Annotated in this window: 14 protein-coding genes and 2 pseudogenes; all 16 read left to right on the forward strand. The window is 53.6% G+C overall.

Annotated features, from left to right (window positions below; translation table 11 throughout):
- The first annotated feature begins 13 nt into the window (after positions 1-13).
- Positions 14-1,561 carry an EvpB family type VI secretion protein gene (locus VW41_06615; protein ID AJZ88727.1) on the forward strand — a complete coding sequence of 516 codons (1,548 nt, stop codon included), beginning with the start codon at positions 14-16 and terminating at the stop codon, positions 1,559-1,561.
- A gap of 17 nt (positions 1,562-1,578) precedes the next feature.
- Positions 1,579-2,919, forward strand: a complete 1,341-nt coding sequence (locus tag VW41_06620) for a type VI secretion protein (protein AJZ88728.1) — start codon at positions 1,579-1,581, stop codon at positions 2,917-2,919.
- On the forward strand, positions 2,916-3,605 hold the full coding sequence (locus VW41_06625) for a membrane protein (protein ID AJZ88729.1): 690 nt from the start codon (positions 2,916-2,918) through the stop codon (positions 3,603-3,605). Before VW41_06620 ends, VW41_06625 begins: the two co-directional genes overlap by 4 nt.
- Complete coding sequence (locus VW41_06630; protein AJZ88730.1) at positions 3,602-5,305, forward strand: membrane protein; 1,704 nt, start codon at positions 3,602-3,604, stop codon at positions 5,303-5,305. Before VW41_06625 ends, VW41_06630 begins: the two co-directional genes overlap by 4 nt.
- Before the next feature lie 4 nt (positions 5,306-5,309).
- Positions 5,310-5,801, forward strand: a complete 492-nt coding sequence (locus tag VW41_06635) for an Hcp family T6SS protein CtsH1 (GenBank protein AJZ88731.1) — start codon at positions 5,310-5,312, stop codon at positions 5,799-5,801.
- Between the two features lie 173 nt (positions 5,802-5,974).
- Entirely contained in the window at positions 5,975-8,629 is a 2,655-nt protein-coding gene (locus VW41_06640) for an ATPase (protein AJZ88732.1), read from the forward strand.
- Positions 8,626-11,118 (forward strand): type IV secretion protein Rhs, encoded by a 2,493-nt coding sequence (locus VW41_06645; protein ID AJZ88733.1) that lies wholly within the window; start codon positions 8,626-8,628, stop codon positions 11,116-11,118. Before VW41_06640 ends, VW41_06645 begins: the two co-directional genes overlap by 4 nt.
- Before the next feature lie 254 nt (positions 11,119-11,372).
- On the forward strand, positions 11,373-13,295 hold the full coding sequence (locus VW41_06650) for a membrane protein (GenBank protein ID AJZ88734.1): 1,923 nt from the start codon (positions 11,373-11,375) through the stop codon (positions 13,293-13,295).
- The gene (locus VW41_06655; protein ID AJZ88735.1) at positions 13,296-13,559 is read left to right on the forward strand and encodes a PAAR motif family protein; all 264 of its coding nucleotides are present in this window, start codon (positions 13,296-13,298) and stop codon (positions 13,557-13,559) included.
- Between the two features lie 140 nt (positions 13,560-13,699).
- A pseudogene (locus VW41_06660) lies at positions 13,700-14,299 on the forward strand (VgrG protein).
- A gap of 14 nt (positions 14,300-14,313) precedes the next feature.
- A complete protein-coding gene (locus tag VW41_06665; protein AJZ88736.1) occupies positions 14,314-15,054 on the forward strand; it encodes a hypothetical protein in 741 nt (246 codons plus the stop codon).
- Positions 15,055-15,073: 19 nt separating this feature from the next.
- Positions 15,074-17,031: pseudogene (locus tag VW41_06670) on the forward strand (hypothetical protein).
- Positions 17,032-17,303: 272 nt separating this feature from the next.
- Positions 17,304-17,567, forward strand: a complete 264-nt coding sequence (locus VW41_06675) for a PAAR motif family protein (GenBank protein ID AJZ88737.1) — start codon at positions 17,304-17,306, stop codon at positions 17,565-17,567.
- A complete protein-coding gene (locus VW41_06680) occupies positions 17,567-18,997 on the forward strand; it encodes a hypothetical protein (GenBank protein AJZ88738.1) in 1,431 nt (476 codons plus the stop codon). The genes VW41_06675 and VW41_06680 overlap by 1 nt, the downstream gene beginning before the upstream one ends.
- 5 nt (positions 18,998-19,002) lie before the next feature.
- Positions 19,003-22,422, forward strand: coding sequence for a type VI secretion protein VasK (locus tag VW41_06685; GenBank protein AJZ88739.1), 3,420 nt, complete (start codon positions 19,003-19,005; stop codon positions 22,420-22,422).
- Complete coding sequence (locus VW41_06690; protein AJZ88740.1) at positions 22,422-24,023, forward strand: type VI secretion protein; 1,602 nt, start codon at positions 22,422-22,424, stop codon at positions 24,021-24,023. Before VW41_06685 ends, VW41_06690 begins: the two co-directional genes overlap by 1 nt.
- Positions 24,024-24,035 lie beyond the last annotated feature (12 nt).

A 24,035-nucleotide genomic window follows, 5' to 3' on the forward strand; every position in this document is an offset into this window, starting at 1 on the left:
ATTAATAAGGAAGATGCTGATGTCTGTGAAAAATGAGAATGCCGCTGGTGGTGAAAGTGTGGTGCTGGAACGTGCTGCGGCAGGTGGGGTTTATGCGTCCCTGTTTGAAAAAATCAATCTGAACCCGGTGTCCGAACTGAGTGCGCTGGAAATCTGGCAGGACGCACAGGCGATGTCAGATGCGACTGCGGATGAACGTTTAACGGCCGGGATGCAGGTGTTCCTGGAGTGCCTGACAAAATCGGGCTCAAAAGTTGAAAAACTAGACAAAAACCTGATTGACCATCATATCGCTGAGCTGGACTACCAGATTAGTCGCCAACTTGACGCTGTCATGCACCACGAAGCTTTTCAGTCGGTAGAAAGTTTGTGGTGCGGCGTTAAATCGCTTGTCGACAAAACTGATTTTCGCCAGAACGTGAAAATTGAGCTACTGGATATGTCTAAAGAAGACCTGCGTCAGGATTTCGAAGACAGCCCGGAAATCATCCAGAGTGGGTTGTATAAAAATACATATATTGATGAGTATGATACCCCGGGTGGAGAGCCGATTGCCGCGCTTATTTCCGCTTACGAGTTTGATGCTTCCGCTCAGGATGTAACGCTGCTGCGCAACATCTCTAAAGTGTCAGCTGCCGCGCATATGCCGTTTATCGGCTCTGCCGGTCCGAAATTCTTCCTTAAAGATTCGATGGAGGAAGTGGCGGCCATCAAAGATATCGGTAATTACTTCGACCGTGCGGAGTACATCAAGTGGAAATCGTTCCGTGAGACGGACGACTCCCGCTATATCGGTCTGGTGATGCCGCGTGTACTGGGCCGCCTGCCGTATGGCCCGGACACCGTACCTGTCCGTAGCTTCAACTATGTCGAAGAAGTGAAAGGCCCGGATCACGACAAATACCTGTGGACCAACGCCTCGTTTGCCTTTGCATCCAACATGGTTCGCAGCTTCATCAACAACGGCTGGTGTGTACAAATTCGTGGCCCGCAGGCCGGTGGTGCCGTCCAGGATCTGCCTATTCATCTGTACGATCTGGGTACCGGCAATCAGGTGAAAATCCCGTCAGAAGTGATGATCCCGGAAACCCGCGAATTTGAATTTGCAAACCTGGGGTTTATTCCACTAAGTTATTATAAGAATAGAGATTATTCCTGCTTCTTTAGTGCCAACTCCACCCAGAAACCAGCCCTGTATGACACCGCGGATGCGACGGCCAACAGCCGTATCAACGCCCGCCTGCCGTACATCTTCCTGCTGTCACGTATTGCCCACTACCTGAAACTCATTCAGCGCGAAAACATCGGCACCACCAAAGACCGCCGCCTGCTGGAGCTGGAGCTCAACACCTGGGTGCGCAGTCTGGTTACCGAAATGACCGATCCTGGCGATGAGCTGCAGGCCTCTCACCCGCTGCGTGACGCCAAAGTGGTGGTGGAAGATATTGAGGATAACCCGGGCTTCTTCCGCGTGAAGCTGTATGCGGTACCGCACTTCCAGGTCGAAGGCATGGACGTCAACCTGTCGCTGGTTTCCCAGATGCCGAAGGCCAAATCGTAAGCTAAGGCAGGAAGCCAATGAAAACGGAACAACCGTTATGGGGCAGGGGCGTCATGATCTCTCCCCAGCACTTCCAGCAACAGGCCGCGTATGCGGCCTGGTCTGCCGAAGGTATCGCCCGGATGGGGTTATCAAAGCCCTGGGGCGTGATAAATGTCGCTTTCGAACCGGAAACACTGAAATTGGGCCGACTGCAGGCCCGCCATCTGCACCTCCGGTTCTCCGATGGCACGCTTATTGATACGGATAACGCCGATGACCTGCCGCCAGTGCTGGCGCTTGAGGGCGAATCACACGAAGTGGTGGTGGTTCTGGCCCTTCCGCTGCTGCGGGCGAATGGTGGCAACTGTCTTAAATCTGATGAGGTGGCGGATCGCCCAGTGCGTTATCGCCAGCGCTGGCGGGATGTCCGCAACACCTTTGGGGACGATACTCGCCAGATTGCGGTGATGCAGCCAGAGCTGACGCTGCGTTTCGCCCATCAGAACAACAGTGATTATCTGACCTGTCCGGTCGCCCGTCTGCAGCAGGATTCACAGGGAAGCTGGGCACTCGATGAAACCTTTCTTCCGCCACTGCTGGCTCTGCAGGGCAGCCGCTGGCTGGTGACCCAGTTGGAACAGCTGATGACGCAACTGCGTGCCCGTCTGAGTCGCCTGATGGACATGCGTCGTGAAAGTAACGAGCGCATGGCCGATTTTGCCGTGGCGGATGTGTCTCTGTTCTGGCTGCTCAATGCCCTGAACAGCGCAGAACCCGTGTTAGGACAGTTTCAGCGTCACCCGCAAAGTCCACCGGAGCGTCTGTACCCGGAACTGGCAAGGCTCGCGGGCAGCCTGCTGACCTTCTCGCTGGAACACCAGGTGAGTGCCATTCCTGTCTGGCAGCATGAGCAGCTGAATAACGTCTTCCCGCCACTCTTTGACCTGCTGGGCGACCTGCTGGAAGCCAGTCTGCCGTCGCGGGTGGTGGCGATTGAACTTGAGCATGATGCCCGGCTTCACTTCTGGCAGGCCCGTCTGCATGACCCACGCCTGCGAGAAGGAGCGGATTACTACCTCTCCGTGCGTTCACCGATGCCGGTGGCACAGCTGCAGGAACAGTTCCCGCGCCAGTGCAAGGTCGGCAGTCCGGATCATGTCAGGAGTATCGTCAATTCTTCACGGGTGGGTGTGCCGCTGACGCCGCTGCGTCATGTGCCGGCCGCTATTCCGCTGCGTCTGGAAAACCAGTATTTCAGCCTCGATGTCTCTCATCCTCTGGCCACCGAAATGCTCCAGGGTGGGACCTGTATGTTTTACGTTCCGGGCATGCTCGGCGAGCCTGAACTTGAACTCTTTGCGGTACTGAGAACATGAGTGAGAGCAAACGCGGCGTGGCCGCGTCCATTGATATTGATGCCCTGCTGCAGGACACCTGGCTGCAGGTGATCAGCCTGCGTCACGGTCCGAAGTTTCAGGATGGAGAAGGGCGCACGTTGTGGGAGCGCTGCATTGCTGATGTTGAGCGTGTACAGCGTGAGCTGAAAGCGAGCGAACTCGATGAAGCCAGCTGTCAGCATATTCTCACAGCACAGTGTGCGCTGCTTGATGAAGCCGTCAAAGGTCGCGGTGTGGAGGATGATGCCTGCGTGCAGTGGTATGACATTCCCCTGCAGGGACACTTCCTCGGCACCATGGATGCCGGTGATACGCTGTGCGATCGGATGCGCGATGTGCTGCGTGAACCGGCGCCTGATCATGCTGTCGTGACCTGCTTCCAGCGGGTCATGATGCTGGGGTTCCTGGGCAGTTTCCGCTCGCTGAACGATCCGGAGCGGCAGAAACTCGTCAACGCGCTTAGGGAGCATGTCACGCCGTTCAGTTATCCGCAAACCCACCCGGTGCTGGCGGAAAGTCCTATCGGGCGTGGAATGGGCAGCTTGCTGGCGTCATGGCCCGTGCGAATTGGCCTGAGCGTGGTGGTGGTTGCCGCGCTGTGGTGGGGACTGAGCCACTGGCTGGATCAGACACTGCTGACCCTGCTGCCGGGAGCAGTGAAATGAGTCCTGCACAACAGCGCGGGCTTGCGCTGTGGGCCGCCCTGCTGAGTGCCGTGGTCTGCCTGGGCTTCCTGCCGGTATCCCGACTGGTTTCTGTGCTTGTTTTGTTGGCGATGCTGGGGCTTATCCTGGCGTTCTGGACTGTCGCCAGTCGTCGTGCGGAGCATGACGTCACCCTGCGTCTGGATGATCTCCCGGAAGCCACTTACCGTCAGCCCGTGGTGCTGGTCTGTGGCGATCTGCCGCTGGCATGTATGCAGCAGTCACCGGTGCTTACGGTCACGCAGGGTTGCTGGATCCGTGTCGAGGAGCATCAGGATCTGGAACAGGCCGCCCGCCAGGTACTGTGGTTGCGACCTGACTGGGGTCGCCAGCTGTCGGTGATGGTCAGCGTCTGCCCGCAGAAACACGCCGACAGCGAAGCGCTTACCAGCCGTCTGCTGGCCCTGCGATGGCAAATCAGCCAGTTGCGTAAAGAAACCGGGCATTCCGTGCCGCTGGTTCTGAATGGCCTGGTTGGCAGCGCGATGACGAATGATCTGCTCTGGCAGGCGGCTATCCCGGGGGAAGGAGTGAAGGTCTGGCGTGAATCTTCAGCGCCGAGTTCAATCGCTGCATGGGTTACCACCGGCGGGTCGCCTGCGATGCAGCAACAGGTACTGATGAACAGCCTAATGAGCTGGTTCCATCAGCACGTCAAAGCTGTCTTTATGGATGAGAATCCCGACGTTCCTGCCATTGCGCCTGCCGCGGTGCTGTGGGGAATGGGACCGATCCTTGCCGGAAGTCTGGCCACATCAGCCTGGACTGCGTGGCTTTCCCGTCACACTGCGATGCAGCAGGTGAAGGGCTGGCAGCCGTCAGGAACGGACAGTACGGTTATCTCCCCCTTCCCGGATTTTATCCTGCCGCTGCTGCCCGAAGGGCGAGGCCTGACGCCGCGTGGGCGAGCCTTCCGTTGTGCGCTCGGGATTTTCACGCTGGCGGCCATTGCTGCGCTGCTCAGCAGTGGCTGGAACAATCGCCAGCTTCTGCAGCGTGTGAGCTTCGATATTGCCCGCTATGACCGTATCCCGATGCATGATTTCGGACCCAAAGCCGATGCTGTTGCTGTCCTGCGTGACGATGCGGCAGAGCTGGATGATTGGGCGCGCAATGGCGTACCGGCGCGGATGGGCCTTGGTCTGTATCAGGGGGAGCGTCTGCGAATGCCTGTGCTGGATGCGATCCGTTCGTATGTGCCGCCGCCTAAACCAAAGCCGAAACCTAAACCGGTACCGAAAACCATTCGCCTCGACAGCATGTCGCTGTTCGATTCCGGCAAATCCGTGCTGAAGGCTGGCTCTACCAAATGGCTGGTCAACTCCCTGGTCGGCATCAAAGCGAAGCCGGGCTGGCTGATTGTCGTGTCCGGCCATACCGATAACACCGGTAACCCGAAACTTAATCAGACGCTGTCCCTGAAACGTGCCGAAGCGGTGCGCAACTGGATGCGTGACACCGGTGATGTGCCGGAAAGCTGTTTTGCGGTGCAGGGCTATGGCGAAAGCCGTCCGATCGCAACTAACGACACCCCGGATGGGCGCGCGCTCAACCGCCGTGTCGAAATCAGTCTGGTACCGCAGGCCAGTGCCTGTCAGATACCGGGCCACACCCCGGCGCCATCGCAGGATGATGGCGCGTCACAACACAATGGAGAGTAATTCCATGGCAATTCCTGTTTATCTTTGGCTGAAAGACGACGGCGGCGCGGACATTAAAGGGTCTGTGGACGTTCAGGACCGTGAAGGCAGCATCGAAGTTGTCGCTCAGGAACATAACCTGTACATCCCGACCGATAACAACACCGGCAAGCTGACCGGCACCCGTATCCACACCCCATTCCTGTTCACTAAGGAAATCGACTCCTCCAGCCCGTACCTGTACAAGGCTGTGACCACCGGCCAGACCCTCAAGTCTGCGGAATTCAAGTGGTACAAAATCAACGACGCGGGCCAGGAAGTTGAGTACTTCAACACCAAACTGGAAAACGTGAAAGTGGTGAAAGTGAATCCGGTGATGCACGACGTCAAGGATCCTTCTTTCGAGAAGCATAACCACCTCGAGCAGATCGAGCTGCGTTACGAAAAAATCACCTGGACCTACAAAGACGGCAACATCATTCATTCCGATTCCTGGAACGAACGCGCCACCGCGTAAGCCCGATGCGGACGGGGTTTCCTGTCCGCAGTTTTTTGCTGAGTGCCTGTATGAAACGGGCTTTCAGCAAAGAAACCCACAAACTGCCAGCCTGACCGTATGCGCTTTGGTCCCCTTCACGGGAAACAGCGATGGGCGGTAGCGTGTCCAGGAACCGACAAAGAGAGAGATTCATGGAAAATCCAGCCATCCTGTTGCGACGTCTGAACCCTTACTGTGCCCGGGCGATGGAAGGGGCGGCTTCGCTCTGCCAGACCCGTGCCCATGCGGAAATTTTGCCGGAGCACTGGCTGTTGAAGCTGCTCGAACAGGGGGAAGGTGACCTGACGGTGCTGGCACGCCGCTACGAGTGGGATATAGATGCACTGTGGCAGGATTTGCTCGGCTGGCTGGATAATCAACCGCGCTCGGTACGCAGCCGTCCACAGCTGTCCGCAGATATTCAGAAACTGATGCAGGAAGCCTGGATGCAGGCCTCACTAGCCGGAGAGGAAAGTATCCGTAGCGTACACCTGCTGATGGCGCTGACGGAAAACCCACGGCTTGCTCACTGCGACGGTTTGTGGCCACTGCTGACGCTCGGGATGAGTCAGCTTTCCCGCCTGCGCCCGCTGCTGGATGCGCAGTCTGACGAGCGCCCGGAAGTGCAGCACGAAGAAGAGCTGGCGCAGAATCATGGTGGTGACGTGGAGTTTGTGGGCCGCCCGGTCGGTGCAGAGCTGAAAGAGGGCGAACTGAACCCGGCGCTGCAGAATGCGCTGGATAAATTCACCCTCGATGTCACCGCCAAAGCCAAAGAGGGCAAAATTGACCCGGTCTTTGGCCGTGATACCGAAATCCGCCAGATGGTGGATATTCTCTCGCGCCGTCGCAAGAACAACCCGATCCTGGTCGGTGAACCTGGCGTCGGTAAAACCGCACTGGTCGAGGGCCTGGCGCTGCGTATTGCCGAGGGCAACGTCCCTGAATCCCTCAAGCCGGTTGTTCTGCGTACCCTCGACCTCGGCCTGTTGCAGGCCGGTGCGGGCGTGAAAGGCGAGTTCGAACAGCGCCTGAAAAACGTCATTGACGCGGTGCAGCAGTCGCCGGTACCTATTTTGCTGTTTATCGACGAAGCGCACACCATTATCGGGGCCGGTAATCAGGCGGGGGGCGCGGATGCGGCCAATCTGCTGAAACCGGCCCTGGCGCGCGGCGAACTGCGCACCATCGCCGCGACCACCTGGTCCGAATACAAGCAGTATTTTGAGCGCGACGCAGCCCTGGAGCGCCGCTTTCAGATGGTGAAGGTGGATGAGCCGGACGACGACACCGCCTGCCTGATGCTCAGGGGCCTGAAATCCCGCTATGCCGAACACCACAACGTCCATATCACCGATGACGCCGTCCGTGCGGCCGTCACCCTGTCGCGTCGCTACCTGACCGGACGCCAGCTGCCAGACAAAGCCGTTGACCTGCTCGACACCGCCGCCGCGCGCGTACGCATGAGCCTCGATACCCTGCCGGAACAAATTGTGCGCCTGAAAGCACAGCTGACCGCCCTGGCGCTGGAAGAGCAGGCACTGCTGGAAGATATCGCCGCCGGCAGCACCCGTCACGGTGACCGCCTGAGTGCCATTGCGCAGCGGCGGGCTGAACTGGATGCGCGTATCGGGGAGCAGGAAGCGCGTTTCAGCACTGAAAAGGCGCTGGCGCAGCAGCTGATGACCTGCCGGCAGGACATCAGCCAGCAGGCTGAGATTTCCGACCTGCGTCAGCAGCTGGAGCAGGCACAGCAGGGCGATGTGCTGGTTCAGGTGGATGTGGATACGCGCACGGTCGCCAACGTGATTGCCGACTGGACCGGCGTGCCGCTGTCTTCCCTGATGAAAGACGAGCAGACCGAACTGCTGAGCCTGGAAAATGAAATCGGCAAACGCGTGGTTGGCCAGGATGTGGCACTCGTAGCCATCGCTCAGCGCCTGCGTGCGGCGAAGACCGGGCTGACGCCAGAGAACGGCCCACAGGGCGTGTTCCTGCTGGTCGGCCCGAGTGGTGTCGGTAAAACGGAAACCGCGCTGGCGCTGGCGGACGTGCTGTACGGCGGCGAGAAGTCACTTATCACCATCAACCTGTCCGAATACCAGGAGGCGCACACGGTGTCGCAGCTGAAAGGCTCCCCGCCGGGCTATGTTGGCTACGGCCAGGGCGGCATTCTCACCGAAGCGGTACGCAAGCGCCCGTACAGCGTGGTGCTGCTCGATGAAGTGGAAAAAGCCCACCGCGATGTGATGAACCTGTTCTATCAGGTCTTTGACCGCGGCTTTATGCGCGACGGCGAAGGGCGTGAGATCGATTTCCGAAACACGGTTATCCTGATGACCTCCAACCTCGGCAGCGACCACCTGATGCAACTGCTGGATGAACAGCCGGAAGCAACCGAAGGCGACCAGCACGAACTGCTGCGCCCGATTTTACGCGACCACTTTCAGCCGGCGCTGCTGGCCCGTTTCCAGACGGTGATTTACCGTCCGCTGGCAGAAGCGGCCATGCGTACCATCGTCGAGATGAAGCTCGTACAGGTGAGCAAGCGCCTGCTCCGTCACTACGGCCTGACCACGCAGATTGATGAGAGCCTGTATGACGCGCTGACCTCCGCCTGCCTGCTGCCGGACACCGGCGCACGCAACGTCGACAGCCTGCTCAACCAGCAGATCCTGCCGGTGCTGAGTCAGCAATTGCTGATGCATATGGCGGCGAAACAGAAACCTCAGTCGCTATGCCTTAGCTGGAGCGAAGAAGAAGGGATTGGGCTGGAATTTGAACTGTCTGAAGGAGGGGGCGCATGAACATGAGCCTGCCGATATTGTTCAGCCACAACCACCACCTGCTGGTGGTCAAAGGCTGTGAGTCCGCCCTCGATGTACTGGCGTTTGAAGGCGATGAAGCTCTGAGCACGCCGTTCAGCTACCGTATTGAATTCACAAGCGCTGACCATGCCATCAGCAAAGAAATGATGCTGATGAAAACGGCCTCCCTGACGCTGCATGCCCCGGTTGACCAGGGCTACGGCATCAAAATGCAGCAGGCCGTGCGAACCCTTCAGGGAGTGGTGAGCGGCTTTGAACGTCTCAACACCTCAAAGGATGAAACCCACTATGCCCTGACGCTGCAGCCACGCCTGGCGCTGCTTGACCGCTCGCACCAGAACGCCATTTATCAGGACATGTCGGTCCCACAAATCGTGGAAAAAATTCTGCGCGAGCGTCACAACATGCGCGGTCAGGATTTTCTGTTCTCGCTCTCAAAAGAGTACCCGCGCCGTGAGCAGGTGATGCAGTACGGCGAGGATGACCTGCACTTTATTACCCGTCTGCTGGGTGAGGTGGGGATCTGGTTCCGCTTTACCACCGATACCCGCCTGAACATCGACGTGGTGGAGTTTTATGACGGTCAGCAGGGGTATGAAAAAGGTCTGACCCTGCCCTCAGTGCCGCCATCAGGACAGCATTCGGAAGGTGTGGACGCGGTCTGGGGCATGGAGAGTCACCATAGCGTGGTGCAGAAGCAGGTCAGCACCCGGGATTACAACTATCGCCAGGCCACGGAGGACATGAACACCCTGGTCGATGCGACCCGCGGGGATGCCACCACCTACGGCGAGGCGTACCACTATGCGGATAACTATCTGACAGCGGGCAGCGCATATGGCCGCAATCCGGCCCCGGAGTCCGGAGCCTTTTATGCCCGCATTCGTCATGAGCGCTACCTGAATGGCCAGACGCAGACTCATGCCATCACCAGCTGCCCGACCCTCTCTCCGGGTCAGGTACTGAAAGTCACCGGCGGGTACGAAGTGGCAGATGTGTTTGCTCAGGGCGTGGTCGTCACGGCGATGCACAGCCATGCGCGCCGTGATGAAGACTTTGGCGTCAGGTTTGACGGCATCCCGGACAGCACGGATTTTAGTTTCCGTCCTGAGCCTGGCTCACGCCCCGTGATGGCTGGCACCCTTCCTGCCCGCGTCACGAGCACCACCGAGAACGACACCTACGGCCACATCGATAAAGACGGCCGCTATCGCGTCAGCATGCTGTTTGACCGTGATAACTGGGAGACCGGGTTCGAGAGCCTGTGGGTCCGCCAGTCCCGCCCGTACGCCGGCGACACCTACGGTCTGCACCTGCCGCTGCTGGCCGGCACCGAAGTGGCGATTGGCTTCGAGGACGGCAACCCGGACAGGCCGTATATCTCGGGTGTGCTGCACGACTCGGCGCACGGCGACCATGTCACCATCCAGAACTACAAGCGCAACGTCCTGCGCACGCCCGCGAACAACAAAATCCGCCTCGATGACAACCGCGGCCAGGAGCATATCAAAGTCTCCACGGAGTACGGCGGCAAGAGTCAGCTGAACCTCGGCCATTTAGTGGATGCGGAGAAGCAGAAGCGCGGGGAAGGTTTTGAGCTCAGAACCGACAGCTGGGGAGCTATCCGGGCACAGAAAGGACTGTTCATCAGCGCTGATGGCCAGACGAAAGCACAGGGCCAGGTGCTGGAAATGCAGCCGGCGCTCGCGCGGCTGTCAGCGGCATTAGTGGAGATGGAATCCCTGGCAGCAAGTGCACAGCAAGCCCAGGCACTGGCTGCCGATGTCAGGCGTCAGCAAAAACTCCTCAAACAGAAAATTGAACAGCTGCATGAAGAGGTCATCCTGGGCAGTGCACCGAAAGGGATGGCGCTGGTGAGTGGTGAAGATATGCAGCTATCGGCCAGTGAGAATCTGACGCTGACAGCGGGTAAGCAACTGGATATCGGGGCCCAGAAGGATTTCACTCTGGCTGCGGGTAAACAACTCAGTCTATACAGCCGTGAGGGTGCAAAACTATTCAGCTCGAACAACGATATTGATATTCAGGCCCAGGGCGGGAATATCACCACCTGGTCCACGCAGGACACGCATATTTCGAGTGGCAAGAAACTGGTTGTTACGGCACAGGATGAGCTGACGCTGATATGCGGTGGAGGTTATATCAAAATCAAAGGTGGAAATGTTGAGATTGGTGGGCCAGGTAAACTGCTCATTAAGAATACGGGCATCAAGAAGGCTGGCTCCGGCAGTATGCAGGGCGTGATGAAATCATTTGAGCCTGAAAGTTTTGATGAAAAATTCATTATCAGAAATGCATTAACCCAAGAGCCGCTGCCAGGAAAAGCCTATAAAATAACTATGCCAAACGGATCAGTTGTCACTGGTATAACAGACGCCTTGGGGGCGACATCACTTAATTCTTCGGATTTAATAGGTGACATGATAATAACAATTACTGGTCGTTAAATAACTTTGAGGACATGCATATGTTAGGATTAGTGCTCTTTATAATATTTTTATATTCTCTTGTGGCTGGAAGTATCTTATATCTATTCGTTGGATTTCTGTGCAAATCTACTGGCGGAGGATGGAAAAAAACAGGGAAATGGATTGTGTGTGTAATATTCTCATACGTCATTATATATATCCTCCAGTCAAATGGTGTCCCAATAATAAGATAAAGACGGTTAATCTAATAGATAATGAAAAGGATGCCACTAATGGACAAAGAAATAGATACAACAAGGGCTTTAGAGTTGAAGTATGATGATAATGGCCGACCTTCATGGCGTTCAAGCCCTTCACATAAAAATATAAAAATCCGTGGGGGATGCGATTTGCCTCCTCATCTCCCTGGCTTAATAATACTTGTTCATGGTGTTAACTCAACGGGAGAGTGGTATCAAAATGCGGAAGAGTCCCTCTGCGGCGGATTAAATGCTAGGTTAGGGCTCAAGGGTACTCTATTCGAGTTGAAGCCGAACAAATATAGTACTGATTCTGTTGGGGAAGGCAATTCATCACCATCATCTTTAACTCGCAGAGAACTTATTGAAAATCATGAGAGATCTCCAATCATTCGATTCTACTGGGGATATTCTTCTGTAGAGGGTGAAGAGGATAAATATGTTATTCCGTTAGCTAATGTGGATGGTGAAGACTATCACCATATGAAAAAAATAGGTATAAAAGCAGATGACATTCGGAGAAAAGGCCCATATATATGGGGAGGTGGGCCATTTCAAAATGGTACAAATAACTTACATTCTCTTTGGAGTAACTATGGATTCGATGAGGATCTGGCGGGAATTCCTGGCGCGAAACTTCAGTATCTTAATGAAGATAAAGATAGACTTTTAACAAACGCCCCGCCAAGAAAATACTATTCACATGCTGCTAAGCGACTAGCAGATCTTTTAGATCTTATCCGAGATAAATATCCTAATGATACAGTTAGTATTATCTCTCACAGCCAAGGGACAATGATTTCACTAGCCGCAGTAACATTAGCAAAAAAAGGACCAGATGCTCTTTTTATATTAAATTCTCCTTATGCAATGCATAATAGCCAGCTTAATGAATTTTCAATTCCTCAGCAAGAGAGAATTTCTCCTAGCGGCCGCGAGAGTACTTTGTCATCAATAATTGAGAAAATTGCAAAGCAAACTTCGCATCTTTCTGCCGGTGGTTATGAAGGGTTGTGTGTAGGTAAATTTACTGATAAATCGAGTTGGAAGCCTGAAGGTGAGAATGTAATAGACGGTGGGAAAATACAAGAGCGTGATAATCATGGTCGAACGTATATTTACTTCTGCCCTCATGACCGAGTTATGGGTTCATTACCTCTTCGCTCAATAGGTTGGCAAGGACTGCCGAATGATAAAAATGGAAATCCACATCCATTAATTCTGAAATTCAAAAATAATTTATACCAAAGGATGTTGGCTAGGAATACACCATGTGGTTCTGATCCTGATAAGCATACACCATTTGGTACATTGCCTGATGGGAAATCATTTTGGGATGATGAAGGTGATAAATATCAAAGCAGTAGTAATACATATCCTAACCCTCCTAAATGGCAAACTGTGTTTGTAAATGCAGAAAGAGTTCCTGAGCCTATTAATTCCGATGAGTTGGCAGGATTTGACCAAACCCGGGTAGGTAAAGAGCATGGCTCAAAACAAGAGGATGGATGGGGTGAAGTGAACCCTAAAACTGGCGAGAAAAATGACAGTACATATGATAATTATATTAATTTATATCCAAACCAAGATGTCGTAATCGGCTATAAAGAGCTTCCAAGTGGTTATGTGCAAGAGATAACAAGGAAGGAAACTTTCGAAGAAAAAAATAAGAGATTGCGGACTTATGTTTCACAACCAACAGATCATAGTACACTACCGGAAAGCGAGAAGTTTATGTCCAGAGTAGTAGCTTATGATTTACCAATAGGCTACTGCGATGCTACATGGGATAAAGAATTTCTTTCTAAACTTCGATATCTTGCAGATTGGACTACTGGTGCTGATCCTTATATGAACACAGGAATTGTTGAAAGTATTAGTGAACCGTCAATGATAAGCCGGGAAACGGGCATCGAGGAAATGATTCGGGAAAAGGCAAAGGAGTACGGTTACTAAATGGGTAGATACGTCGTTGTTTTAGGGGATGTCACTACACATGGCGGGAAAGTCACATCAGCCTCATCCAGTTTCGATATTTCAGGGAAGAATGCTGCACTTTTAAATGACACAGTATCTTGCCCTGAGCACGGCACAAATAAAATTATTGAGTGCGATGTTTCTGCGTATGAAGAAAATGGCCGAGGGATCGTTTTGCATAATTGTAAAACACAGTGCGGGGCGAGCGTTATCGCAAGCATGCAGGATATGGAGGTTGGCTGATGGGATGGTCTCTGCCAGAGGTGCCTGAAACAGTACAAGCCCAGGCACTGGCTGCCGATGTCAGGCGTCAGCAAAAACTCCTCAAACAGAAAATTGAATAGTTGCATGAAGAGGTCATCCTGGGCAGTGCACCGAAAGGGATGGCGCTGGTGAGTGGTGAAGATATGCAGCTATCGGCCAGTGAGAATCTGACGCTGACAGCGGGTAAGCAACTGGATATCGGGGCCCAGAAGGATTTCACTCTGGCTGCGGGTAAACAACTCAGTCTATACAGCCGTGAGGGTGCAAAACTATTCAGCTCGAACAACGATATTGATATTCAGGCCCAGGGCGGGAATATCACCACCTGGTCCACGCAGGACACGCATATTTCGAGTGGCAAGAAACTGGTTGTTACGGCACAGGATGAGCTGACGCTGATATGCGGTTGAGGTTATATCAAAATCAAAGGTGGAAATGTTGAGATTGGTGGGCCAGGCAAAATGCTCATTAAGAATACGGGCATCAAGAAGACTGGCTCCGGCAGTATGCTGGGCGTGATGAAATCATTTGAGCCATCAACGTTTGATGAGAAATTTGTTATTACTCACCCCGTTTCAGGTAAACCTCTGGCAAATCAGAATTATGAGATTCATATGCCGGACGGAAAGATTTTGTCTGGCGTTACAGATAGCTCAGGGAATTCATCATTAATAATGTCAAAAGCGGTTGATGGACTGAAGATCGCACTGAGAAAATAAAGAGGAATAGAGTCATGATGAATTTGATTATACGAATGTGCTTTATATCTGGTGTGCTTTTTCTGAGTGGTTGTGTGACCGGTCCTTATGGCGGAGGCGTTGCCTTGGTGAATCCTTTTGCTGCAATGAGTAATACGCAGTCAGAGCCTAAAAAGAAAAAACAGCAACCTGAGGTTTATGGTCCGCCACAGATAATTTATCGCATTGATAAAGATCGTTACTTTACGCTTGAAGATTACACCCGCTGCGAAAATGGAAAAACCTTCTATAACAACAAAGCGAAAGGAATTCATGCCCAGATAGCACCCTCGTCAGGTTATTTATTTAAAGGACGGCTGTTCTGGTTGTCGACCCGCGATGATTATTTGGCTTTTCCAATAACGGCAAATGATAATAAAGCAGCGTGTAAGGGCTCTGATAAAGGGTGTATGAATGTTGTTTCTGTGACAACAGATGGCGGGAAAACAGTGCGCTCAGTGACTTATGGATCAAATACTCAAGATCCTAATGGTGATACAAAAGACTATGACATGCTGGTGACTGATGATGGGTTTTATATGATTGAATACAAACTTGCTAAGCACTCCCCAACTAGCGCTTATGCGCTAAAATGGACATTTAGTCCCGCAACTAAAACTTCACATCCCGCTTATCCTGGGGTGACTGGTCCGGTTTACCAACCAGAGCTTTCATTCGATGTTTCTCAAGTTCCTCAAGAAAGTATGCAATGTAATCGTAAACCAGAATCAAAATGATAGTCGTAAGGAATATTAGATGAACAACAAAACGACGCCTACACGAAAGGTCGAGTTTTATACTACAGATAATGGCACCCCATTCTCTTACTCTGTGACATCACATAAAAATTTCATGGTCAATGCAGAGGTTCAACCTCCCTTACAATCAACTGGTTTAATTATATTTGTTCATGGTGTGAATTCTGATGGGGAATGGTATAACCATGCGGAGAAAGCTATTTGTTATGGTTTGAATGAGCGGTTGGGGTTATCAACTTTAGATGAGCAATTTCAATTGATGGAGAATAAATATGAAGAGCCTCATTGGAATAAAGAGCACACTTCTTGGGTAATACCTTCTAGAAAAATAATTGATGAAGGCTGCTCCCCGGTTATTCGTTTCTACTGGGGTTATCGTGCAGCGGATAATGAGACTGATAAGTACGCTATTCCGCTAAAAAATAAGCACGGTGATAATTATTACGACCTGACGCCTGAGCAACGGAAAAATAAAGGCCCCTTTTACTGGGGAGGCGGCCCGTTCCAGAATGGCTGTAACCAGCTGGTCAGCTTATGGAGTGATAAAGGCTTTGATAACTGGCCTTCCGCCCTGGGCATTCCGGTGCCATTCAGTACCCAGTTATTGAACGGGGAGCGCGACAGGCTTCTGACTGCCGCTCCCCCACGGCACTATTACGCTCATGCCGCAGGCCGCCTGGCAAAATTAATCAAAACTATCCGCGATAAACATCCTGAAGATACGGTGACGGTGCTGTCCCACAGTCAGGGAACCATGATTGCCCTGGCCGCCGCTGCGATTGAAGCCCCGGATGCGCTGTTTGTGATGAATTCGCCCTATGCGCTGGATAATGAAATAACAACCTATATTTCCTATCCCATGGATGAAATCATCAGTAAGGAAGCCAGAGAGGCGACATTTGCCGATATTGTAAAGAAAGTGGCTGAGAACAAAACACGTTTGCAGCAGCAGGGATGTGACAGATTACTGGCCGGAGCCAGCAGTGACGGTGAAAGCTGGACGCCGGAAGGTAAAACTCATGGCGGTGTGCCGGAGCGCGATAATCATGGAACAACCTGAATCTACTGTAACCCTCACGATCGGGTGATGGGCTCTGCACCTTTGCGCAGTATCGGCTGGCAGGGATTACCCAATACGCAATCCAGCCGCTTTACTGAACCTCATCCATTATTTAAAGCCGCAGGGGAGACATTATATGTTCGTATGCTGGGGCGGAATACTCCCTGTGGGGGTGAACCTAACACGCAAACGAATTTTAGCGATCTAGGCGATGGTCATCCATTCTGGGACAGTACGACATCGATGATGCAAAAAATGACCTGGCCAGCGCCGGTAAAAGAGCAAAAACTGGCGATTAATGCGCCGCGGGTGCCAGAACCGATGACGGCGAAAGAGCTGGAAAGTTTTGACCAGGATTATCGCAGCAAAGAAAAGCAGACAGGAAAAACTGGGTATGGTTACGGGCAAATAGATCCCGATAAGGATATCCCCGTCGATGTCGACTATCGCTATTACATATCGCTCTACGGCTATTTTGACCAGAAAATGAAGCTCAAAGAACCTTCAGGAATTCAATTGCCGGGGCCGGGTTCAAAAGAGGATCGCAATAGATATGAAAAGCAGTCCAGAGCAGAAATGCTGGAAGATGTGCGTACTTATGTGCAGCGCCCGACGGATCACAGTACGTTGCCAATGGATCAACGCTTTATGAGCCGGGTTGTTGCCTATGACTTGCCAATTTGCTATTGCTGGCATTCATGGGACAGAGAAAGTCTTGCTGAATTACGTTACCAGGCTGACTGGCTGGAAAGTGACGACTATTACTGGAGTGGCAAGTTAGCTATTCCCCCAATACCTGCAATTATCAAAGAGATGTTGAGCCGAATGTTGCTGAGCGAAAGGCTGAAGAAGTGCGCGTTCTTTATGCAAAAAGTAAAGTGAGTCATCTGGCTTAATTAATAATTACTCTTCATGATGTTATTCAAATAATAGCCTGTTACTGTGCGATAGTAATTAAGTGTGAATGTGATGGGAGGCGTATTTGGTTTTCCCTCCTGAATCTTATTCAATTAACAAAAATATGGTGGTTTTTTTAATAAATACCCAAGCAAGTTGCTGGATTATAGATCTATGGATAATGCATGGATGTATTTCAGCAGGCTGTAAGTTTTGGTGAGCCATCTAAATTTAAGAAAGATGTTTTTAATTATAAGAGAGGGAATAGAAAATGGGAAAATTTGCAATTGTTTTAGGGGATGCCACTACACATGGCGGGAAAGTCACATCAGCCTCATCCAGTTTCGATATTTCAGGGAAGAATGCTGCACTTTTAAATGACACAGTATCTTGCCCTGAGCATGGCACAAATAAAATTATTGAGTGCGATGTTTCTGCGTATGAAGAAAATGGCCGAGGGATCGTTTTGCATAATTGTAAAACACAGTGCGGGGCGAGCGTTATTGCAAGCATGCAGGATATGGAGGTTGGCTGATGGGATGGTCTCTGCCGGAGGTGCCTGAAAAAGAACAGGCACCGGTCTGGTCGCCGTGGGTTTGCCTGCTGATTGTTATCCTGGGTCTTTTCATTGGGTTGCTTGTAGCAGTAATAAAATCACCAACAACAGGGTTACCTTCGTTAAGCAGCGGGTACTGGTTGCCGCTGACGGCCAGGACATTTGCAGGCATTTCTGCAGCTATTGCTATCTACAGCTTATGGTGGGAAACGATGGCAATTCGTGTCTGGAACTGGAATGAATGGTGCCGTAACACACGTCTGAAGTGGCGCTTACGTGCACACCAACATCACGTCATTCTTAGCCATGTTTTTATCGCTGCCGATACGGGCTTGTTGTCTCGTCTTGCAGATACACAGGAAGGAGATAGCGCGGACACGCCACCTTTAACGTTGCTGCCGGACGCCGCCATTACGCCCGGCATTTCACGTTTTGAGCAGCTACTTCGTCATCTTATTGCTCAGATAACACCTTCGATTCGGCGGCGATATCCTTCTGGCCTGCTCCAGATTATTGTTCAGACCAATGGCAGCGACAAAGATCGTGAATCTCAGTCATTCCATCGTATCTGGACCGCAGGATCCCTTCCCTGGAAAGTCGAGATTTATTTTCAGGACGCAGACTCATCCTTTGATGAATGGAATAAGTTTGTCGGGTCCACAAAGAGAGCAATACTGGTTCTAGCGATGCACTACCGCCAGCCCGACGATGTTCTGCAGGAATTTGCCACTGCGTTATTTTTGATGCCCCCGTCAATGCTGAATCCTGGTGAACAAAAAAATGCATTACGGTTATTCCGGGCAATGCCGCTGAATACGAGTGCGCTCACAGTTGAACTCTGTGAGTTGCGCGATATGGCTGGCCTACCGGCAGGTAAAAAACATCTTGTCTGGTACAGCGGGTTGTCAGATGCACCTCGGCAGTCAATGAGCAGAGTACTGAACGATCTTTCGATCTCACTTTATGACGGTATTGGCACTGGTGGCGTCATTGATTATGACACTGCATGCGCTCGCTATGGCTGTCTTGCCAGCTGGGCCATGGTGGGGGCTGCTGCTGCTATGGCCGCATATGGACCCGCCTGCCAGTGGTTACTGCTGGAAGACGAACATGATGCATGGGCTGTTACGCTTGGAAATACCTCTCCCGTGATTGGGCAAGATCATTTCGTTATCCCGCCCCCCTTTCCCGGGGGCTCTGTTCTGATGGCATTGCTGCTTAATATCGGACTGTACAGCCTGATTAGTCGTTATTTTCCTTCAATGGCATTTTCCTGGTCGGGGATCATTCTCCTGCTGTTGTCACTGGTTGTGACATTACCCGGGATCGCCTTTTTGCTGCAACGTGTTACAGCCCGTCTCCAGCGCCCCTTATTTATCAGGGCTGCACGACAGTCCGGAAAGGAATAACCGGCATGAAAAAGGCCTCAAATCTCCTGGGGGTGGGACTCCTGATCCTGCTCGTTCTGCTTCTGGTACTCTTTGCTCTGGCACAGACAACGGAGTCACCATCCGGAGGCGATGAAAATATGTTCTGGTACGTGGTGGCAGTCTTTGTAGCCCTGACAGCGCTGTTGTGCACCCTCATATTCTTTACGTTGTCCCGACAAAAAAATCCGTCTCCTGTCACGCCTGATGGCGAGAGCAACAGAAATGAAGAAGAAACGACGGATCTGTTTGATTATTCAGCGCTTAATAAATATCTCAGAAGACGTTACACTCTGTTCTGGCGACGTAAAGTGCAGTTGTTGCTGGTCAGCGGTGACGATGCGGCAATCGAACAGCTGGTACCTGGCCTGCAGGAAAACCAGTGGCTTGAAGGTAACCGTACCGTTCTGATTTACGGCGGCAGTCTGACTGCTGAGCCCGATAAGGAAAAATATACCGCGCTGCGCAAACTGCGTCGCGGGCGCCCACTGGACGGTATTGTCCGTGTCATGCCGCAGTCGCTTAATCTGACCCCACAAATCAGCGACAACGATTTACGCGGGCTGGAAAAAATCAGTGAACTGCTCCGTTATTCCGCCCCGGTCTGGCTGTGGCAACTGTGTGACAGCAAGTGGTCGCAGGCAAAACGCACTCAGCAGTCGGTAGGAGCCAGTTTCCCACTGCGTGCCAGGCCTGACGATATTACCCGCCAGCTTGAGCTGATGCTGCCGGCCTTGCGAACGCAGGGGGTGAGTCAGGTCGCTGAGAACAACGGCCACGACTTCCTGTTACGTCTGGGCCAGCATCTCAAAGACGGCGGCATCGCCCGCTGGGCTCAGCAACTGGCACCCTGGCTGGCTGGCTCTCAGCAACGCGTTTCGCTGCGAGGCCTTATGTTCAGCCTGCCGGAGAATAAACCCGCCTATACCGCAGGAGAAACAGCCGGTGCTGCACCTGCCGACGCTGAGAAATATATCCCGGAATCACAACGCCATGCGCTGACCCTGCCGGTGACCTGGCAGGGTATCGTGGATGACTGTACCCGCGTGCGTGGCCGCCGTGTCGGTATGGCGTGGGAACAGACGCTGGCCTGGACACTAATGGCCATTATCGGTGTCTGGGGGGCGGGGACGCTGCTGTCGTTTGCGGTCAACCGTCTGCAGATTGTCTCCGTGGCGCAGCAGGCGCATGCTCTGGTGGAGCATCCTTCCGTATCGGATTACCAGCTGACGGCCCTGCATACGCTGCGTAATGACGCCGGCCGCCTGCAGCACCGTATTCAGGAAGGCGCGCCATGGTACCAGCGCTTCGGTCTGGACCATAATCAGCAGCTGCTCGATGCGATGCTCCCTTGGTACGGCGCGGCGAACAACCGCCTGATCCGCGACCCGGCAAATGCCGCCCTGACGCAGAAACTCAGCGTGCTGGCAGGCTCCGCGCCCGGCAGCGACCAGCGGGCACAGTTGGCAAAACCGGGCTATGACCAGCTGAAGGCCTGGCTGATGATGGCCCGTCCGGATAAGGCCGATGGTGCGTATTACGCTCAGACCATGAAAGCCGTACAGCCGACGCGGATGGGCATTTCAACCGGCCTGTGGCAGAGCCTGTCACCGGACCTGTGGGTATTCTATATTTCCGAATTACCGAAGCAGCCACAATGGAAAATCACGCCGGACACACAACTGGTCAGCCAGAGCCGCCAGGTACTGCTGCAGCAAATTGGACGGCGTAATGCTGAAAGCACTCTGTATGAGAACATGCTCAAATCCGTGCGTCGTAATTTCGCAGATGTGTCTCTGGAAGACATGACCAGCGGTACCGATGCGCGGCGACTGTTCACCACCGAGGAAGTGGTGCCCGGCATGTTTACCCGCCAGGCGTGGGAAGGGGGCATTCAGCAGGCTATCGAAAAGGCCGCAAATTCCCGCCGGGATGAAATTGACTGGGTGTTGAGCGACAGCCGGAAAGCGGTTTCCTCAGACCTGTCGCCGGAAGCCCTGAAAGCACGTCTGACACAACGTTACTTCACCGACTTTGCCGGCAGTTGGCTGAATTTCCTCAACAGCCTGCACTGGAATCCGGCAAACAATATTGCTGACGTTACCGACCAGTTGACGCTGATGAGTGATGTCCGGCAGTCACCACTGATTGCCCTGATGAACACCATCGCCTGGCAGGGGCAGACCGGCCAGCAAAGCGAAGGCCTTTCGGATTCCATCATCAAATCGGCTAAAGACTTGGTAGGAGGGAAAGACAAACCTGCGATTGACCAGTCTGCGTCAGGCCCGCAGGGGCCGCTCGATGAAACCTTTGGCCCGCTGCTGACGCTGCTGGGGAAAAACAAAGGCAGCAATGTGATGTCGGCTGACAACTCGCTGAGCCTGCAGACGTATCTGACCCGCATCACCCGTGTGCGTCTGCGTCTGCAACAGGTTGCCAGCGCCTCTGACCCGCAGGAGATGATGCAGACCCTGGCGCAGACCGTATTCCAGGGCAAAAGCGTGGATCTGACCGACACTCAGCAGTACGGCAGTCTGATTTCGGCAAGTCTGGGCGAAGAGTGGAGCGGTTTTGGCAGCACGATGTTTGTTCAGCCACTGACCCAGGCCTGGGAGACCGTGCTTCAGCCGTCGTCGGCGAGTCTGAATGACAAATGGAGCCGGTCCGTGGTGGCAAACTGGCACACCGCCTTTGACGGACGTTTCCCGTTTGCGGCGAGCAAAAGTGATGCCTCCCTGCCAATGCTGGCAGAATTTGTGCGTAAGGACAGCGGGCGTATTGAGCGATTCCTGACCACGGAACTGAGTGGTGTACTGCACAAAGAGGGCAGCCAGTGGGTACCGGATAAGGTCAACAGCCAGGGGCTGAGCTTTAACCCGGCTTTCCTGCGGGCGATTAATCAACTGAGCCAGCTGTCAGACATTCTGTTCACCGATGGTAGCCAGGGCATCAGTTTTGAGCTGCAGGCGCGCCCTGTACCGCAGGTGGTCGAAACCCAACTGACAATCGATGGCCAGCCGCTGCACTACTTCAATCAGATGGCCGACTGGCAGAGCTTCCGCTGGCCGGGAGAGACTTACAAGCCGGGGACGATGCTCACCTGGACTACAGTCAACGCCGGTGCGCGCCTGTTCGGGGATTACAGCGGCACCTGGGGCTTTATTCGCTGGCTGGACCAGGGCAAGCGCCAGCAGCTTGACCGCAGTCAGTGGATGATGAGCTTCACCGCCCCGGACGGTCGGACCCTGCAGTGGGTATTGCGCTCACAACTCGGAAAAGGTCCGCTGGCGCTGCTGGATCTGCGCGGTTTCACGCTGCCGGATCAGATATTCAGTGTCGACAGTGCAGCCACGGCTCAGGCGCTGATGGCCAACACAGGAAACAGTGACATGGATGGAGTCGAATAATGAGCACACTGCAGAATCTGGTCGCGGCCTGTCACGCTGACGGCACGCAGCTGCGACAACAGGCGCAGGCACGCACGGAAAACTGGCAGCCCTGGCTTGCTCCGGTAACTGACACCAGTCCCACCGGAGAAGATCCCGGCTATGACGATGATTTTCAGCGTATCCGGGAGGAGGTCAATAAGCTTTCTGGCATTGATACCGGGCTGATTTGCACGCTTGCCGAAAAACTGCTGATCAGCACTGCCAAAGATATCCGGATCGCCACCTATTATTGCTGGGCGCGTTTGCACCAGGACGGGGAAACCGGCTTTGCAGAAGGGCTTGAACTGCTGGCGGGATTGCTACAGCGCTATGGAGCACAGCTTCATCCTCAGCGTGAGCGGAGCCGTAAACCGGCCCTGGAGTGGCTCGCAGGCTCCCGCGTTCTGGACAGCCTGTCACTCTGGCCGGAAGTAGCACGCGACGATGCCCTACGCACTGCCGGTGCGCTGTTGCTTATTTGCGACGGTCTGGAGACCGAGCCGGAAGGTTCACGCCCAGAGCTGAATGCCCTGTACAACGCGCTGGAATCTCGCCTGATGAAGGCCGGTGGCGTGGATGCAGTGGTACCGCAGAATGCCAGTAATAAGGCACAGTCACAGACCGCCACGCATACGACCGAGTCTGACGCGCCGGTTCTGAACCGCATTACCTCCGGCCAGGATTTGCTGGCCCAGGCCCGTACACTGACCGGATATCTGCGTGAGCAACCTGATGGCTGGCTTGCCGCTCACCGGCTGATGAAAAGCCTGCGTCATGACACATTGCACAGTATTCCTGCCCCGGATGCACAGGGGAAAACCCGAATCGAACCGCCGCGCGCTGACCAGCGGGCCATGCTGAAACGCCTGTATCTGCAGCAGAGCTGGTCCGAAATTATGGAGCAGGCAGACAGCGCTTTTTCGCGCGGCGCCAATCATCTCTGGCTGGATTTGCAGTGGTATATCCACCAGGCCTTGATGAAATCGGGGCAGGATGTGCTGGCTGATATCATCGCCGCCGACCTGAAAGGGCTGCTGCGCCGCCTTACCGGGCTTGAAACCCTGGCCTTTAATGACGGTACGCCGTTTGCCGATGAGGTCACTTTGAACTGGATAAATCAGAGCGTGCTGGACGATATGTCAGGCTGGAGGGATGAGCCGGTCAGTGCCACCGGTGAGACAGATAACGATATCCTGGCCCTCGAGTCTGAAGCGCTGGAGAAAGCGGACACTGACGGTCTGGATGCCACACTTCACTGGCTACAGACCCGCCCGGGCACCGACTCGGCAAAAGACAAATGGCTGCTGCGTTTGCTGATGGCCCGGGTGGCCGAGCAGAAGGGTAAAAACGAGCTGGCCCTGCATCTGCTGGGTGAGCTCGACAGTGCCGCACAGTCAATCACCCTCACGCAATGGACACCGGCACTGTTGTTTGAAGTGAAATCGCGCCGCCTCAGACTGCTGCGCATGAAAGCCACACGCAGTGAAACCGATAAATCACGGCTTCAGCCTGAGATGGATTTGCTTCTGTCCGGTCTGATTGCACTCGATCCGGCAAGCAGTGCTGTGCTTTGTGGGTAGCCTCCCATCCTC

Origin of the sequence: Klebsiella michiganensis, from assembly GCA_000963575.1 — a bacterium.
Taxonomy (GTDB): domain Bacteria; phylum Pseudomonadota; class Gammaproteobacteria; order Enterobacterales; family Enterobacteriaceae; genus Cedecea; species Cedecea michiganensis_A.